This window comes from Sphingobium sp. 22B, assembly GCF_001580035.1.
In the GTDB taxonomy this organism is placed as follows: domain Bacteria; phylum Pseudomonadota; class Alphaproteobacteria; order Sphingomonadales; family Sphingomonadaceae; genus Sphingobium; species Sphingobium fuliginis.
Map to the genome: position 1 here is coordinate 1 of NZ_LTAB01000054.1, position 14,377 is coordinate 14,377.

The 14,377-nt window shown below is 58.3% G+C and carries 12 protein-coding genes and 3 pseudogenes; 9 read left to right on the forward strand and 6 right to left on the reverse strand.

The window, feature by feature from the left end:
• Nucleotides 1-336 precede the first annotated feature (336 nt).
• The 4 genes from A0J57_RS27060 (at nucleotide 337) to A0J57_RS26430 (ending at nucleotide 2,140) form a co-directional block, all read left to right on the forward strand.
• On the forward strand, nucleotides 337-567 hold the full coding sequence (locus A0J57_RS27060) for a hypothetical protein (protein WP_061940769.1): 231 nt from the start codon (nucleotides 337-339) through the stop codon (nucleotides 565-567).
• Between the two features lie 161 nt (nucleotides 568-728).
• Nucleotides 729-851, forward strand: a complete 123-nt coding sequence (locus A0J57_RS27240) for a hypothetical protein (RefSeq protein ID WP_268873903.1) — start codon at nucleotides 729-731, stop codon at nucleotides 849-851.
• Between the two features lie 74 nt (nucleotides 852-925).
• Nucleotides 926-1,372 (forward strand): tyrosine-type recombinase/integrase, encoded by a 447-nt coding sequence (locus A0J57_RS27065; protein WP_235600953.1) that lies wholly within the window; start codon nucleotides 926-928, stop codon nucleotides 1,370-1,372.
• 204 nt (nucleotides 1,373-1,576) lie between these two features.
• Nucleotides 1,577-2,140, forward strand: coding sequence for a hypothetical protein (locus A0J57_RS26430; RefSeq protein WP_158298550.1), 564 nt, complete (start codon nucleotides 1,577-1,579; stop codon nucleotides 2,138-2,140).
• Nucleotides 2,141-2,241: 101 nt separating this feature from the next.
• Here A0J57_RS26430 and A0J57_RS24340 read toward each other — a convergent pair.
• Nucleotides 2,242-3,432 (reverse strand): annotated as a pseudogene (locus tag A0J57_RS24340) (IS256 family transposase).
• 729 nt (nucleotides 3,433-4,161) lie between these two features.
• Here A0J57_RS24340 and A0J57_RS24345 point away from each other — a divergent pair.
• The 3 genes from A0J57_RS24345 to A0J57_RS27325 are packed head-to-tail and all read left to right on the forward strand — an operon-like array spanning nucleotide 4,162 to nucleotide 5,837.
• Entirely contained in the window at nucleotides 4,162-5,244 is a 1,083-nt protein-coding gene (locus tag A0J57_RS24345) for a mannose-1-phosphate guanylyltransferase/mannose-6-phosphate isomerase (RefSeq protein ID WP_076605825.1), read from the forward strand.
• A gap of 27 nt (nucleotides 5,245-5,271) precedes the next feature.
• Nucleotides 5,272-5,604 (forward strand): hypothetical protein, encoded by a 333-nt coding sequence (locus A0J57_RS27320; protein ID WP_254045078.1) that lies wholly within the window; start codon nucleotides 5,272-5,274, stop codon nucleotides 5,602-5,604.
• Nucleotides 5,601-5,837, forward strand: coding sequence for a hypothetical protein (locus A0J57_RS27325; RefSeq protein ID WP_254045077.1), 237 nt, complete (start codon nucleotides 5,601-5,603; stop codon nucleotides 5,835-5,837). Before A0J57_RS27320 ends, A0J57_RS27325 begins: the two co-directional genes overlap by 4 nt.
• A gap of 817 nt (nucleotides 5,838-6,654) precedes the next feature.
• Here the strand turns inward: A0J57_RS27325 and A0J57_RS24355 are convergent.
• The 3 genes and pseudogenes from A0J57_RS24355 to A0J57_RS24370 all read right to left on the reverse strand — a co-directional run.
• Nucleotides 6,655-7,416: pseudogene (locus A0J57_RS24355) on the reverse strand (IS256 family transposase); the annotation flags it as partial.
• 34 nt (nucleotides 7,417-7,450) lie between these two features.
• A protein-coding gene (locus tag A0J57_RS24360; RefSeq protein WP_101756503.1) for an IS3 family transposase occupies nucleotides 7,451-8,622 on the reverse strand; the annotation gives its coding sequence in 2 pieces (ribosomal slippage) (nucleotides 7,451-8,370 and nucleotides 8,370-8,622; 1,173 coding nt in all).
• A gap of 63 nt (nucleotides 8,623-8,685) precedes the next feature.
• A pseudogene (locus A0J57_RS24370) lies at nucleotides 8,686-9,123 on the reverse strand (transposase); the annotation flags it as partial.
• A 501-nt stretch (nucleotides 9,124-9,624) separates the two neighbouring features.
• On the opposite strand from A0J57_RS24370, the gene A0J57_RS24375 reads away from it, so the two are divergent.
• Together A0J57_RS24375 and A0J57_RS25725 are read left to right on the forward strand one after the other, a co-directional pair.
• Nucleotides 9,625-10,524 (forward strand): class I mannose-6-phosphate isomerase, encoded by a 900-nt coding sequence (locus A0J57_RS24375; RefSeq protein WP_064232769.1) that lies wholly within the window; start codon nucleotides 9,625-9,627, stop codon nucleotides 10,522-10,524.
• A 394-nt stretch (nucleotides 10,525-10,918) separates the two neighbouring features.
• Nucleotides 10,919-12,169 carry a glycosyltransferase family 1 protein gene (locus A0J57_RS25725; RefSeq protein WP_160330006.1) on the forward strand — a complete coding sequence of 417 codons (1,251 nt, stop codon included), beginning with the start codon at nucleotides 10,919-10,921 and terminating at the stop codon, nucleotides 12,167-12,169.
• A 186-nt stretch (nucleotides 12,170-12,355) separates the two neighbouring features.
• On the opposite strand, the gene A0J57_RS24380 is transcribed toward A0J57_RS25725, so the two are convergent.
• Nucleotides 12,356-13,969 (reverse strand): IS66 family transposase, encoded by a 1,614-nt coding sequence (locus A0J57_RS24380; protein WP_076605823.1) that lies wholly within the window; start codon nucleotides 13,967-13,969, stop codon nucleotides 12,356-12,358.
• Between the two features lie 60 nt (nucleotides 13,970-14,029).
• Nucleotides 14,030-14,311: an IS66 family insertion sequence element accessory protein TnpB gene (gene tnpB / locus A0J57_RS24385; RefSeq protein WP_061940781.1), complete on the reverse strand. Its 282-nt coding sequence runs from the start codon at nucleotides 14,309-14,311 to the stop codon at nucleotides 14,030-14,032.
• Nucleotides 14,312-14,377 lie beyond the last annotated feature (66 nt).

The following is a 14,377-nucleotide window of genomic DNA, read 5'->3' on the forward strand; positions in this document are numbered from 1 at the left end:
GTTCATTTTTCTCCGAGGGTACAGACTACTGGCCGAGTCCAAGGCTGAAGCCAGTATCCGACTGAAGTCGGAGGGGTTGCTCCTACTGGAGGACTCTAAAGGTGGCCCGACCTCCGGCACCGAGGGCAAGGAAATGGTGCGTCGTGCAGTCGCTCGCGGTCCCGCCGTCGCTCTTCTCACACCATATGACATTCTATCGCGGCTCGGCATGACGAGTACCCATCCGGCAAAATGGATGCGGCGTACCTTTGACAAATACGGCGTGCCTTACCTCCATGCATGCGGGAAGTTGCGCGCCACAGAGGCTCAATATCAGCTGCTCTTGGAGAAGATCACATGCTCTCCTTCCGTATCCGTGGGAAAAATGGGATTTACTACATTCGCGGAACAGTCGCGCTTGGCCACAAGCGGATCGCCGTCAAGGAGTTCAGTTCAGGAACGAGTGACCGCGATGCTGCGGCGCACCTGATGGCGGAACATGAAACGAAGCTTCGGCACCGGCTGATGTTCGGTCCGGCCGCGATCGTGGCGCAAGGCAAAATAGCCGACGCTTTGAAAGCTACCTGACGAAGGCGAAGCCCCCCTGCCCGTCCGACATCCTGCGCATCGGCAAGCTCAACGGACTGATCGGCGACTTTTCCCTGCGCGAGCCAAAGCAGGCATGGGAGCATTTCCGCCGTGCCTATCTGACCGGCCACGACCCGGCGGGCCAGGATCGCTATCGCGCCGTGTTCCAAGCCGCGATCAACGTCCATCACGACCTGCACGACCTTCCGCCCTTCCGCATCAAGGCGATCCCGTTCGACAACGAACGAGTGCGCTTTCTCAGCAAGGAAGACGCGACCGGCTGATCGAGGCCTACTCACCGCACATACAGCCGACCATCACCCTGCTCGCCTTCCATGGCCCACGCATCCAGACGGCATTGCAGCTCCCGTGGGGTGTCAAGGGCGTCGATATGGAGCAAGGATCGATCCGGCTTAACCACAGCAAGAATGCCGTCATCCGGTCCGTTCCGATGCATCCCCACGTCATGGACGTCCTGCGTCCGATCTGGGAGAAGCGAGGGCAGCCGACAAAGGGGCATGTTTTCCTCAACCGGTTGGGCAAGCCCTATTCCGACACCCGCAAGGCGAAGATCCCCGGCGGCAACCCGATCAGGAATCAGCACGCCACCGCTTGCAGGCGTGCAGAGATAGAGGATTTCACTGTCCATGACTGGCGCCACCACTGGGCGTCCCATTGCGTGATGGCAGGGATCGACCTCATCACCATCATGAACATGGGCGGCTGGAAGTCGCTGCGGATGGTCCAGCGCCATTCCAGCGTCAGCGTCGATCACATGCGTGAATCCATCAACAGGCTGAATTGAAACCGTTGTGAGGAAGTCAGCGTGCCGAGCTTGTGAGCGGGTTTGCTACTCGGCCGTCTGACGCCCCGAACAAGCATTCCGTTTATCCTCCGCCTCTTATCCGGGTGTTTCGTCATCCCCGGAGCGGGGGATGGCAGTTCAGTGTGCGACCGCTCTCCGAGGCAGAGGAGGAAGGTTAATCTGTTCCCCGGCCGGAGATACGGATTGAGCAATGAGCGCGCTCATCGGTTCCGTAACCTCGACAGTGGCCTCCCCTTCTATCAGCCAACATTCGCCGCGCCGCCAGCTTTCACCACCGAGCGTTCCGGTACCGGCCAGCGGGATGAACCACAACAATTCTCCCTTTATCTCGCGGCAAGTATGAGCCTGCCCTTGAACGATATCGAGAGTGAAAGGAGCGGCAGAGCCAATCAGTCGTTCTTCAGCCGTCAAGGCTATGATGCGATCAGGCAAGCTGTAAGGTTCAGCCCTGCTGACCGCCACACCCCGGTCGAGATGCAGTTCGCGCGGACGCCCATAATCATAGAGCCGATAAGTCACGTCATTATTCTGTTGAATTTCCACCAGCACCACGCCGCCGCCTATCGCATGCACTGTTCCGGCGGGTATTTAGTAGAAGCTGCCCGCCTTTACGGGTTTCCACTCCATCAATGTTTCAATGCTGCCGTCATGAGCGGCGGCGCGCAGTTCCTGGGACGTAAGATTCCGACACATGCCGATACCGAGCCGCGCATCAGGGGCTGCATCCAGCACATACCAGCATTCTGATTTTCCACCGGCCATCCCGCATTGCTGAACTTGTTCAGATCGCGCCCCACGACGTGGTGTAGCTTCTCGCCACCGCTTATTTCGGCATGGGGATGAGCCGGTCATGCGCCAGGTACAGCCGAGAGCATGACGATGGGATTGTCGCTGACGGGAGCCATCGTTTCAAGCGTCATGTAGCGGGCGCGCTGGACAGCCCATTCTTCACTCTGTTCCATGAGGATGGCGCCGATCAGGCGCGTTATCGCGGCCTCATTGGGGAAGATGCCGACGACCTCGGTGCGGCGCTTGATTTCGCCGTTCAGCCGCTCGAGGGGATTCGCGCTGTGCAACTTGACCCGGTGTTCCTTCGGGAACGTCATGTAGGCCAGCACATCGGGCTCTGCCTCATCCATCAGGACTGCCAGCTTGGGTAGTTTGGGCCGCATCTGATCGGCCACGGAGCGCCACTGCTGGCTGGCGGCCTCAGCGGTTTCTTGGGCGAAGGCGGTGGCGATGAAGGCGGAGACGACGCGCCTGCCGCTCTTGCCGGCATGGGCCAGCGCGTTGCGCATGAAGTGAACGCGGCAGCGCTGCCAGGTGGCGCACAGCAGCTTGGACACCGCCGCCTTGATGCCTTCGTGAGCGTCGGAGATGACCAGCTTCGCCCGCGCAGGCCCCGGCGGGTCAGCTTGCGCAGGAAGGTCGTCCAGAAGGGTTCGGCCTCAGATGGGCCGATGTCCATGCCCAGAACCTCGCGGCGGCCATCGCTGTTGACGCCGACCGCGACGATCACCGCAACTGAGACGATCCTGCCATTCTGGCGGACTTTGACATAGGTAGCGTCGATCCACAGATAGGGCCAGTCGCCCTCGATTGGCCGCTCGAGAAAGGCCTTCACGCGCTCGTCGAGTTCCTCGCATAGGCGGCCGACCTGGCTTTTCGAGAGGCCGTCCATACCCAGCGCTTTGACCAGATCATCGACTGAACGGGTCGAGATGCCATGAACATAGGCCTCCTGGATAACCGCCGTTAGCGCCCGCTCTGCCATCCGGCGCGGTTCGAGAAAACCCGGGAAATAGCCGCCCTTGCGCAACTTGGGGATGCGCAGCTCGACTGTACCGGCGCGGGTTTGCCAGTCGCGTTCGCGGTAGCCGTTACGCTGGACAAGGCGGGCAGCGGACTTCTCTCCATGCCCGGCCGCCAACTTCCATCTCCATCAGCCGCTCCGCGGCAAACGAGATCATATCACGCAAAATATCCGTATCAGGGGTCTTCTCGATCAGCGTACGCAGGTCCATCATGGAATCGGTCATCGTGGTTCCTTCCAGGTTCGAGCTTCGCAACCCAAACCTAACCGAAACTCACGGTGACCACCCGCGCTGCTGGCCGGACGCTACAGCGCGATATCGAAAGCGCGCGTCCGGCCAGCAGCGCTACCGTCGGAACCTACACCACGCCTCGGGACGCGACCCTTGTTCATCGTTAGGATGAACCTGAATACACAGATTTTCACTTGTAAAAATATATTTCACCAAAAGGGCAGATCGATCGCCTGTCCGGGAGAAAACCAGACTTCTCCAATGCGTCTGCCATCATTGGCGGCAACATGGGGGAATATCGGTTCGGCCCCAAGGCTCTTTCGATAGCATTGGCAACAAGGCATGTATCGGCATATTTCCCTTTGCACATTATCGTTTAATGCATTGTTAATACTCAATTTTTAGTCATTTGCCCTTGTCCGTTTTCACGGCCTTGGCAACAGCTGGCGTTGATCAAACAGGCCCACGGCAAGGCTATCGCAGCATATCATGTTGATATGAGCGGGAATGACCCAGCGGGAATGTCGAGCGCGCCGGTTGGATTTCAACCCTGAGCGGCTTGGGGTCGCCCCCTCGCCCACCTAGGGAGCAGCCTGAGCACCGCTCATTTGAAAAACACTTGGCAAATCAGGCCTTTCAACGCATGACGCTCACAGCTGGGTCGGTTCACACGACTGTCGGATCAAGCCCCCAGTAGCTGTCTTTTATTAGATGATGTGAGTAATGACTAACAGCCTCCCAACAATCGTACCGGTAATTCTGTCTGGTGGTTCTGGTACACGACTTTGGCCCGTCTCAAGACCGGAGCGTCCAAAGCAGCTGCTGCCGCTGACGGCAGACGAAACGATGCTCCAGCTCACGATCAAGCGGATTGAAGGCTTTGACGCCGTGCCGGTTGGTCGCCCGATCGTGGTGGCCAATACTGCCCATGCTGCAATCATTGATGAGCAGATCAGCCTCAGTGGAGTTGAGGATTATCTCGTCCTGCTCGAGCCCTTTGGCCGCAATACGGCGCCTGCCATCGCACTGGCGGCGCTCGAAGCGCAGGCGAGTGATGCCATTCTGGTCATGCCGAGCGACCACATGATCGCCGAACTGCCTGCCTTTCACGCAGCCATAACGCGTGCCCTGCCAATAGTGGCCGAGGGCTGGCTTGTTACCTTTGGCATCACGCCGGATGCCCCGGAAACCGGCTATGGCTATATAAAAATGGGCGAAACCTGCGGTGACATGATCCATGAAGTCGTCCGCTTTGTCGAAAAGCCCGATGCCGACCGCGCGGCTGAAATGCTGGCCGAGGGCAATCATGCCTGGAATGCGGGGATTTTCATGTTCCGCGCGGACGCTTATCTGGCCGCGCTGGAGCGCCATCAACCCGCCATGCTTAGCGCGGTCAGGGCTTCGCTGGCAGGGGCGGAGCGGAAAGGCCGGCGTGTCGCTCCCGACCCGCAAGCCTTTGCCGCCTGCCCTTCGGACTCCGTCGATTATGCGATCATGGAACGGGAGGCCCGAGTGGCCTGCGTGCCGGTCAATATGGGCTGGTCGGATGTGGGCAGCTGGGATTCCCTGCACAGCGTCAGCGCCAGGGACATGGACAATAACGCTGTAAGGGGCGAGGCGCTGCTACTTGGCGCGCAGAATTGCCTCGTCAACAGTGATGGCCCGCGCGTCACGCTGGTCGATGTCGACGATCTGATCGTCGTCGTTTCGCAGGGCGAGGTGATGATCCTGCGCCGGGGTGAATCCCAGAAAGTCCGCAAGGTGACCGAAGCTCTCAAGGCGGCGGCAACCGCCACCATCGCCTGAACATCCTTCCGCAGGTTCCTGAACGATATGACCCAGCCTGTCTCGATCGCCGATCTGATGGCCCAATCGGGCGTCGCCTTCGGCACCAGCGGAGCGCGCGGACTTGTCAGCGCGATGACCGACCGGATCTGCTTCGCCTACACCTGCGGATTTTTGCAATATCTTGAAGATATCGGTCAGTTCGCGCCGGGAAGCCACGTCGCGGTCGCGGGCGACCTGCGCCCCTGTTCCCCCCGTATCATCAACGCGTGCGCTGCAGCGATCGGCCACAAGGGCGGCCACCTCGACTTTTGCGGATTCGTGCCCTCCCTGCCGTGGCGGCCTATGGCTTCGAGCGCGGGATCGCATCGCTGCTGGTGACGGGAAGCCATATTCCTGACGACCGCAATGGCATCAAATTCAACCGTACCGATGGCGAGGTGCTGAAGTCGGACGAACTGGGCATCCGCGCCCAGACCATCAGCTTGCCCGACCTGTTCGACGATCAGGACATGCTGCGGGAACCCGCCCCGATCGAACCGCTGATCGATGTCGCGACCCCCTATATTGCCCGCTATATCGATGCCTTTGGCGCACAGGCGCTGGAGGGTTGAAGCTCGGCATCTACGAACATTCCGCCGTCGGCCGCGACATTTTGGCGATGCTGGTTGAACAATTGGGGAAGGCCATCGCCTTGGCCGGTCGGAAAGCTTTATCCCGTCGATACGGAGGCGGTCCGACCCGAAGATCAGGCGCTTGCCCGTTAATGGGCGGCCGACCTGCAACTCGACGCCATCCTCTCCACCGACGGGGATTCGGATCGGCCCCTGCTGGCGGACGAGACTGGATCATGGATCCGAGGCGACATATTGGGCATATTATGCGCCCGGGCGCTGCGCATCAAGGCGGTGGCAACGCCGGTCAGCTGCAACAGCGCGGTCGAATTGTCCGGCCTGTTCGATGCAGTGCGCCGGACGCGCATCGGATCACCCTTTGTCATCGAAGCGATGAACTGCCTTAGCGCCGAGGGACTGGCCACGGTGTGCGGCTATGGAGCCAATGGCGGCTTTCTTCTGGGCTCGGCGGTCGATGTCGGGAAGGCGCGCCTTTCGGCGCTGCCCACGCGGACGCTGTGCTGCCCATCATTGCCACGCTGGCCGATGCGCGGCGGCAGGGCTTGTCCCTTTCGGCGCTTCAGGCCCAATTGCCGGCTCGCTATACCTTCAGCGAACGGCTACAAAATTATCCCACCGCGCAGAGCCAGGCGCTGATCGCCCCTCTTCTGGAGGGCGATCAAAGCGCAATCCTCGCACGTCTGACGCACATGTTTGGCGGGAATAAACTGTCCTATTCGCATCGAGGTCGCAAGACTAGGTCGTGTCCCGCGGGGTGGTGTAGGAACCGTCGATCTACGGCAGGATCGGGTTCAGGTCAGGCAGCCAGTGCTGGCAAGCTGACAATAGGATTATGGCTCACCGAGCCGAGCGTTCCCAGCGTCATGTATCGGCGCGATACGGCCCACTCATCGTTCTGCTCCAGCATGAGCGCTCCGACGAGACGAACGACGGCAGCGTCATTCGGGAATATGCCGATCACGTCTGCCCTTCGCTTGATCCCCTTGTTGACCCTTTCCAAAGGGTTGGTGGACGCGATCTGCCCCCAATGATCCATGGGGAAGGCCATGTAGGCGAGCACGTCTTCGCGTGATGCGTCCATCATGTCGGCCAGCTTTGGAAACTTCTCGCGCAGGGCACCGGCAACCTGGTCCCACTGCTGGTGCGCCGCCTCGGCCGTTTCCTGCGCGAAGATGGTCTTGATCATGGCAATGACAGCGGGCCGTTGTTTCGGCGCGGCATGGGCAAACGCGTTGCGCATCCAGTGCACCCGGCAGCGCTGCTGGGTCGCGGAAAATACCTTGCTGGCGGCGGCGCGCAGCCCTTTGTGATCGTCGGCGATGACCAACTTCACACCGCGCAAGCCTCGGTCAGCCAGAGAGCGCAGGAAGGCTTTCCAGAAAGGTTCGGCTTCCGACGGGCCGGTGGCCACGCCCAGAACCTCGCGTCGGCCATCGGTGTTGACGCCCACCGCGATTATCGCCGCCGTCGAGACAATCCGTCCGCCCTCGCGCTCTTTGAGGTAGGTGGCGTCGATCCATAGATAGGGCCACTCGCCTTCAATCGGTCGCGTGAGGAAAGTGACCTGACCCCCTGATTTCCACCAGCGCGGATTAGAGGCTGGCAGCTTTGTTGCGCATGAGCGCGGGTTGAGCAATGGCCTGCGCAGCGGAGCCCGTAGGGCGTAGCGAAGCAGGCCATTGCTTATGCAGTTCAGCGGCGAAGGCCGCAGGGGTTTCGTATCCAAGGGATGAGTGCGGCCTCTCCTGGTTGTAATCCTCTGCCCAAGCGGCGATCACCACCCGGGCATGGTCCAGGCTCAGGAACAGGGTCTCGTTGAGCAGCTCGTCGCGCATCCGACCGTTGAAGCTCTCGACGTAACCATTCTGCATCGGCTTGCCCGGGGCGATATAGTGCCACTCCACCCCGACTTCCCCGCACCAGGCGAGGACGGCGTTCGAGGTCAGCTCGGTGCCATTGTCGCTGACAATCATCCCAGGTTTGCCGCGTTCGGCGATCAGCTCGCTGAGCTCGCGCACCACCCGACGCCCCGAGATCGAAGTGTCCGGCACCGCGCGCAGGCACTCGCGGGTTACATCATCGACGATGTTGAGCACCCGGAACCGGCGTCCCGTAGCCAGCTGATCATGGACGAAGTCCAGGCTCCATCGCTGGTTGGGTAGCGCCAGAACCGGAGCCGGTGCCCGTGCGCCGATGGCACGACGCCGGTTGCGCCTGCGTCGGACCGCCAGCTTCTCCTCGCTATAAAGACGCTGTGTCTTCTTCCGGTTGATCACCACGCCCTCCCGCCGCAGCAGGATGTGCAGCCGACGATAGCCAAACCGGCGGCGCTGCTGCGCAAGCTCGCGCAGCTTCGACCGAAGGTCAGCATCATCTTCCCGCTGTGACCGATAGCGCATGCTCTTCCGGTCAGCGCCGATAACACGGCACGCCCGCCGCTCGCTCATCCCCAGTACCGCCTGGAGACGAGCGACCGCCTCTCGCTTGGCAGCGGGCGTTACCAATTTTTTGCGAGAAGATCCTTCAGGCCGGCATTATCCAGCATCGCCTCGGCCAGCAGTCGCTTCAGCTTGGCGTTCTCGTCCTCAAGCGCCCGCAGCCGCTTGGCCTCCGAGACCTCCAGACCGCCATACTTGGCTTTCCAGTTGTAGATCGTCGCTTCCGACACGCCGTGGCGACGAGCCAAGTCGACAGTCTTCGCGCCAGCCTCCTGCTCCTTCAGCACGCCGATGATCTGCTCTTCTGTGAACCTTGCTCGCTTCATTCGTCCGTCCTTCCATCAGGTCAGACTCTAATCAAGCTTGGAGGAAAATCCGGGGGTCAGGTCAAAAGCGTTCACCCGCTCGTCGATCTCGGCAACCAAACGGCTGACCTGGCTCTTTGAAACACCGCTGGCGCCCATCGCCTTGACCAGATCGTCGACCGAACGGGTCGAAACGCCGTGGACGTAGGCTTCCTGGATCACTGCCGCCAAGGCCTTCTCGGCGGTGCGGCGTGGCTCCAGGAAGCTCGGGAAGTAACTGCCTTTGCGAAGCTTCGGGATCGCCAGCTCAATCCGGCCCGCTCGCGTATCCGAACCCCGCTCGCGGTAGCCGTTGCGGTGGTTCAGCCGCTCCGGGCTGCGTGATCCGCAAGGCCCGCCCGTCTTCGCCTTGATCTCCAGATCCATCATGCGCTCTGCGGCGAAAGCCAGCATCTCACGCACCAAATCTCTATCAGCCCCTTGCTCAATCAGCTCGACAAGGGCCATTCTGTCCTCGGTCATCGTCTTCTTCTCCAGGTTCGAGTTCGCATCCGAACCCTACCAGAAGATCGACGGTGGCCACCCTCTCAGGGAAACCTTCCTACACCACCCCGCGGGACACGACCCAAGACTATTTGGCGAACTTGCCTGTCGGCGCTGGGGCCATGCGGGAGGAAGGGGGCGGGCGTTGGGACCTCCTATGCAAGAAGCCCGATACCGGCCGGACACACCCAAGGCACTGCCGCCCCCTTCCGGCATTCAAGTCCGGTCCATTCGCGGCGCCGCGAAAAGGGTAACAGGATCGGTCTGTGCGGACAATGCGGCACGACAACAGGGCTATTCAGATGAGCAGAACTCACCGTGAACGACCGCACGGAGCCACCTGATTGAAGAGGTAGCAAAAACCTGAAACAAATTTAGGGTAGGCAAAAATAAGGGCTGCTGCTCCGAACGAAATGATTTTGCCGCAAAATTCATTTAGGTCCCTTGCATGAAGTTACAGAGGACGCATAAGAAAAGCATATGACCGTTACACGTTTAGTTGCTCAAGCCATCGAGAAGCCCTGGGGGCGTACTGGCATTTCGTCCCATATCGTATCCGATAGCGGAGAAAGGCGGATTGGCGAAATCTGGTTTTCTTCGGAAACGGAAAGAGACCTCCCACTGCTCGTTAAATATATCTATACGAGCGAGAATCTCTCCATCCAGGTGCACCCCAACGATGAACAGGCAAGGGCACGGGGTCTGGCGGGCGGCAAGTCAGAATGTTGGTACATTTTGGATGCTGAACCAAGCGCACAACTGGGTATTGGCCTTAAACACGAAATTTCTAGCGAGGAATTAGGCAAGGCCGCTCTCGATGGCAGCATTGAGCGCTTACTTGATTGGAAACCCGTAAAAGCTGGAAGCTTCTATTATATCGCAGCAGGCACCGTTCATGCGATCGGCAAGGGCGTCACCCTGATTGAGGTGCAGCAAAATAATCCTATCACCTATCGGCTCTATGATTATGGCCGGCCACGCGAGCTTCATTTGGAACAAGCATTATTTATCAGCAAGGCCGAACCCTACAACTTGCCGGAGCGCATCGTCCCAATCACGGCAGAGGAGTGCCTGGTATCGGGTTTCGACGAGCCCTTCATCCTCGACATGATTCAAGCCAAAGCGGGCACAGTGAGGCGGCTGGATGGCGAGTTGATGTGGTTCATTCCGTTGACAGGATATGGGTTGATCGACGGGAACCCTTGGAAAGCGGGGGAATGCTGGCTAATCGAAAATAGCGCATGTGTGAAGATAGATGGACCGGTGAGCGCTTTCTTGGCGAGATTACCGGAGACAGTGCGAGAGGGTACATCGGCTGGCAAGTTCGCAAGTTCATTGCAAGCGCTTGATGAGCTGGGCGGGAAATTGAACGCTCTATGATGTCAGGCATCGCTCGATTTACGCGAGACCGCGCAATTCATCCCGATGCGACGCCAGGCCTGAGTCGGACATCCTAGCGTCTAATCGATGCCAGAGAGCGCCCCCCCCTTTCATCTCCAGCGCCAGTCATGACGTGATAGTGGGGGTTCAAACTCGCAGCTTCCACACCACACGTCGCGTTTCTGGCGACAGCCGAGCAGCAACAGAGACAAATCAAGAAATCTGTTCGCCGCACTTCAGTGTTGACTGACAGAAAGACGCATTCAACTTATTATGATCGCAAGGTTTGTGGAGGGATACAGAAGGCGCTGGGAGCAGCGTCTCACCGCGACCTTTGGGGCAGCCGATACCTACAATATTACGTTTTAAACAAATGCTTGAGGCAATGGAAATTATGCGGGTGGCTATTGACGGATATAATCTTGCTCTGAAGCACGGCACCGGTATCGCCCGTTACGGTAGAAATCTTTTGCAGGCGATCAGAAATATTGGTTACGAGACAGGGGTCATTTACGGTCAAAACATCGATTGGCGCCTCGATGATAAAATGACTGCAATCGCCTTTCAGGATCATGAAAGGCCTTTCTCTAAGAAAAAAACGAAACTTATTTTTGAATCACTAAAGATGTTCTTTAATCCAAGATATAAAACAATTGAAATTAATTTAAACAATGACAAAAATCATAAAAATAATTTCCAACCAGATTTTATATGGAACATAGAAAATCTTTATATTTATTCATCGTTTATATTTCGTCACACAAGGAAATTTACAGAAATTGATATTCCTGGGATAGATATAATGCATTGGACATACCCTATCCCTGTAAGATTAAAAAGTGCAAAAAATATCTATACAATTCATGACATGATACCTTTGAAATTCCCAAAATTTACTTTGGACAAAAAAGATTATCTATACGACCTCATGAAGGTTATATCCTTAGAATCAGATAAAATCGTAACTGTTTCAGAAACTTCTAAAAAAGATATATTAGAAATATTAGATATAAAACGCGATGATCACGTTTTCAACACTTATCAGAACTTCCATGACAATAAAACTTCTCCAGAAACATCAAAAAAAATAATCAATAATATATTCAATTTAGAATATAAGTCATATTTTTTATTTTACGGTTCGTGGGAACCCAAGAAAAATATAGGCGCGATGATAAGAGCATATATGTTAAGCGGCACGGAAACTCCATTAATAATAGTTGGTGGCGACGGTTGGGGTGATGACAACGAGAGAGAATTATTTGATTTTCTGCCCGAGACATCCAAGCAGAATGTCCATCGTTACAAATACGTGCCAGATGACGTACTGGAAGCTTTAGTCGTAGGTGCAAAGATTTTGATTTTTCCATCCCTTTATGAGGGATTCGGTCTTCCTGTCCTCGAGGCCATGTCGGCGGGCACAGCGGTTATCACATCCAACAGGGGCTCCATTCCCGAAGTTACCGGCAATGCCTGTGTATTAGTAGATCCGCATGATGTTGACGGCTTGTCTCGAGCGGTTGCACAACTCGACCACGATATTGAATTGAGACTTCGCCTCGAAAAAGCGGGACTAAGACAGGCATCTCTCTTTAGCACTGCTCAATATGAACGGCGACTTGCAGATCTTTATAGCGGATTGTGATACACAGTAAGCGCTGACGGAACCTTTCAATTACCCACAAGTGGTCCGACGCCAGATTCCACTGTTCGCAGCGGTATTGCGGCAATGGAATCGGCTATGATTCCTGTTCGCGCACAGGATCGCATTGGCGAGGTGCACGATTGTGACCGGGGGCTCGGAATCGTAGGCATTCGTGAAGGCCACAGATCAGGCGGCTTCGCGTTGATCCTCTGCGGTGCGCCAGTTCCAGGGCAGCAGTTCGTGGAGACGGTTCTGGGGGATGTCGGCGATGCGCGCGAGAACGTCGGCGAGCCAGCCCTGCGGATCGATATCGTTGAGCTTTGCTGTGCCGATGAGGCTCAGCATGAAGGCGGTGCGCTGGCCGCCGCGGTCTGAACCAGCGAAGAGCCACGATTTTCTGCCCAATGCGATGCTTCTCAGCGCGCGTTCCGCCGCGTTGTTCGAGAGGCAGATGCGGCCATCATCGAGGAACGCGGCGAAGGCCGGCCAAGCCTTGAGCATGTAATCCATGGCCTCGGCCACATCGCTGTTTTTCGATAGCTTCGACCGGCTTTCCCGCATCCATTCTTCCATATCGGCAACCAGCGGAGCGCTGAGCTCCTGCCGAAGGGCGAGGCGCTCCTGGGCTGGTCTGCCGTTGATGGCGCGCTCAATGTCGAAGATCGCGTCGATACGGCGGACCGCCTCCACCGCCAGCGGCGAGATGACGGCCTTTTTGCGGCGCTTCTTGAGCTGCGCGGCGACATCGGCCAGCTCGAAGAAATAGCGGCGCGCATGGCTCCAGCACAGGGCGCGGGTGAGCGGCGCCGGCAGGCGGTCGGCATGGAACAACGCATTATAGCCGGCATAGGCATCGGCTTGGAGAATGCCTCTCCAACCGCGGAGATGGCCCACGGGATGCTCGCCCCGCCGGTCGCGGGAATAGTGGAAGATCGCCGCAGGCGGCGCCGGTCCGCCAAAAGGTCGATCATCCCTGACATAGGTCCAGATCCGGCCCGTATCGGTCTTGGTCTTGGCCAGCACCGGCACCGTCGTATCGTCGCCATGCAGTCGCTCGGCGGCAAGGACGTGGGCTTCGATCAGCAGATAGAACGGCATCAGCGCGGCGATGCAGGCTCCAACCTGATCGGCCAGGGTGGAAAGGCTCAGGTCCACGCCCTCTCGGGCATAGCGATCCCGCTGGCGGTTGAGCGGCTGATGCGCGCCGAACTTCTCGAACAGCAGCATCGCCAGGAAGCTTGGACCGAAGAGCCCACGTGGCGTCACATGGAACGGCGCTAGCGGTTGGGTAATCTTCTCGCAATCGCGACAGGAGAACTTCTCCCGAACGGTCTGGACCACCTTCCACTGCCGCGGCACGACCTCAAGTGTCTCGGTGATGTCCTCACCCAGCTTGCACAGCCGATCCGAGCCGCAGCAGGGGCAGGCCTCGGGCGCGGCGATGACGACGCGCTCGCGCGGCAGATGCTCGGGCAAGGCCTTGCGGGCGAGCCGCTTGCGCTCGAACGGTGCGACGTTGGTCTTCGCCGCTGCCAGGGCAGCCAGGAGCTCATCTTCGCTGGCAGCGGTCTCGCACTCCTCGAAGGCCAGTTCCATCTGGTCGAGCAGATGACGCGTGCGTTCGGATCGCTGACCGAAAAGGGTGCGGCGCATCTTCTCGTTCTGCAGCTCGAGAAGGGCGTTGCGGGCTTCCAGGTCGGCGTTGATCGCCTTGATGCGGGCGACTTCAGCGGCGACAGCCTCGGCAGCGGCAAGCCGCTCGCGAAGGCTGTCGATCTCTGCTTGCGCCTCGTCCCCCATGCCGGCGCGTATAGCAGAAAAGCGCCGAAATCCCTAGCTTTTTAGGCTGTCCATGACCTTTTATCCGGCCAATGTCGGGCGCCATGTTGCCTGCGGATTACGCCAGTCGATCGCCTCCAACATGCAGGCCATCTGCGAGGGAGAAATGGCAATCACGCCGTCCACCGCAGAGGGCCGGATGTACTTCCCGCGCTCGAGACGCTTGGCATAAAGCGACATGCCGATGCCATCATGCCAGATGATCTTGCAGAGGTCGCCGCGGCGCCCCCGGAAAATGTGGAGATCGCCCGCGAAGGGATCGCGTCCGAAACTCTGCTGCACCTGCAGGGCCAGGCTGCGCATGCCGCGCCGCTTATGTGCTGCAGCACATAAGCGGCGTTATGCGGCGCGTGGGATTATGTGGAGTCC

Coding starts and splice junctions, on each gene's coding strand:
- A0J57_RS24345 (WP_076605825.1), top strand. CDS start 4,162: ATGACTAACAGCCTCCCAACAATCGTACCGGTAATTCTGTCTGGTGGT.
- A0J57_RS24375 (WP_064232769.1), top strand. CDS start 9,625: ATGACCGTTACACGTTTAGTTGCTCAAGCCATCGAGAAGCCCTGGGGG.
- A0J57_RS27320 (WP_254045078.1), top strand. CDS start 5,272: ATGACCCAGCCTGTCTCGATCGCCGATCTGATGGCCCAATCGGGCGTC.
- tnpB (WP_061940781.1), bottom strand. CDS start 14,311: ATGCGCAGCCTGGCCCTGCAGGTGCAGCAGAGTTTCGGACGCGATCCC.
- A0J57_RS24380 (WP_076605823.1), bottom strand. CDS start 13,969: ATGGGGGACGAGGCGCAAGCAGAGATCGACAGCCTTCGCGAGCGGCTT.
- A0J57_RS27060 (WP_061940769.1), top strand. CDS start 337: ATGCTCTCCTTCCGTATCCGTGGGAAAAATGGGATTTACTACATTCGC.
- A0J57_RS25725 (WP_160330006.1), top strand. CDS start 10,919: ATGCGGGTGGCTATTGACGGATATAATCTTGCTCTGAAGCACGGCACC.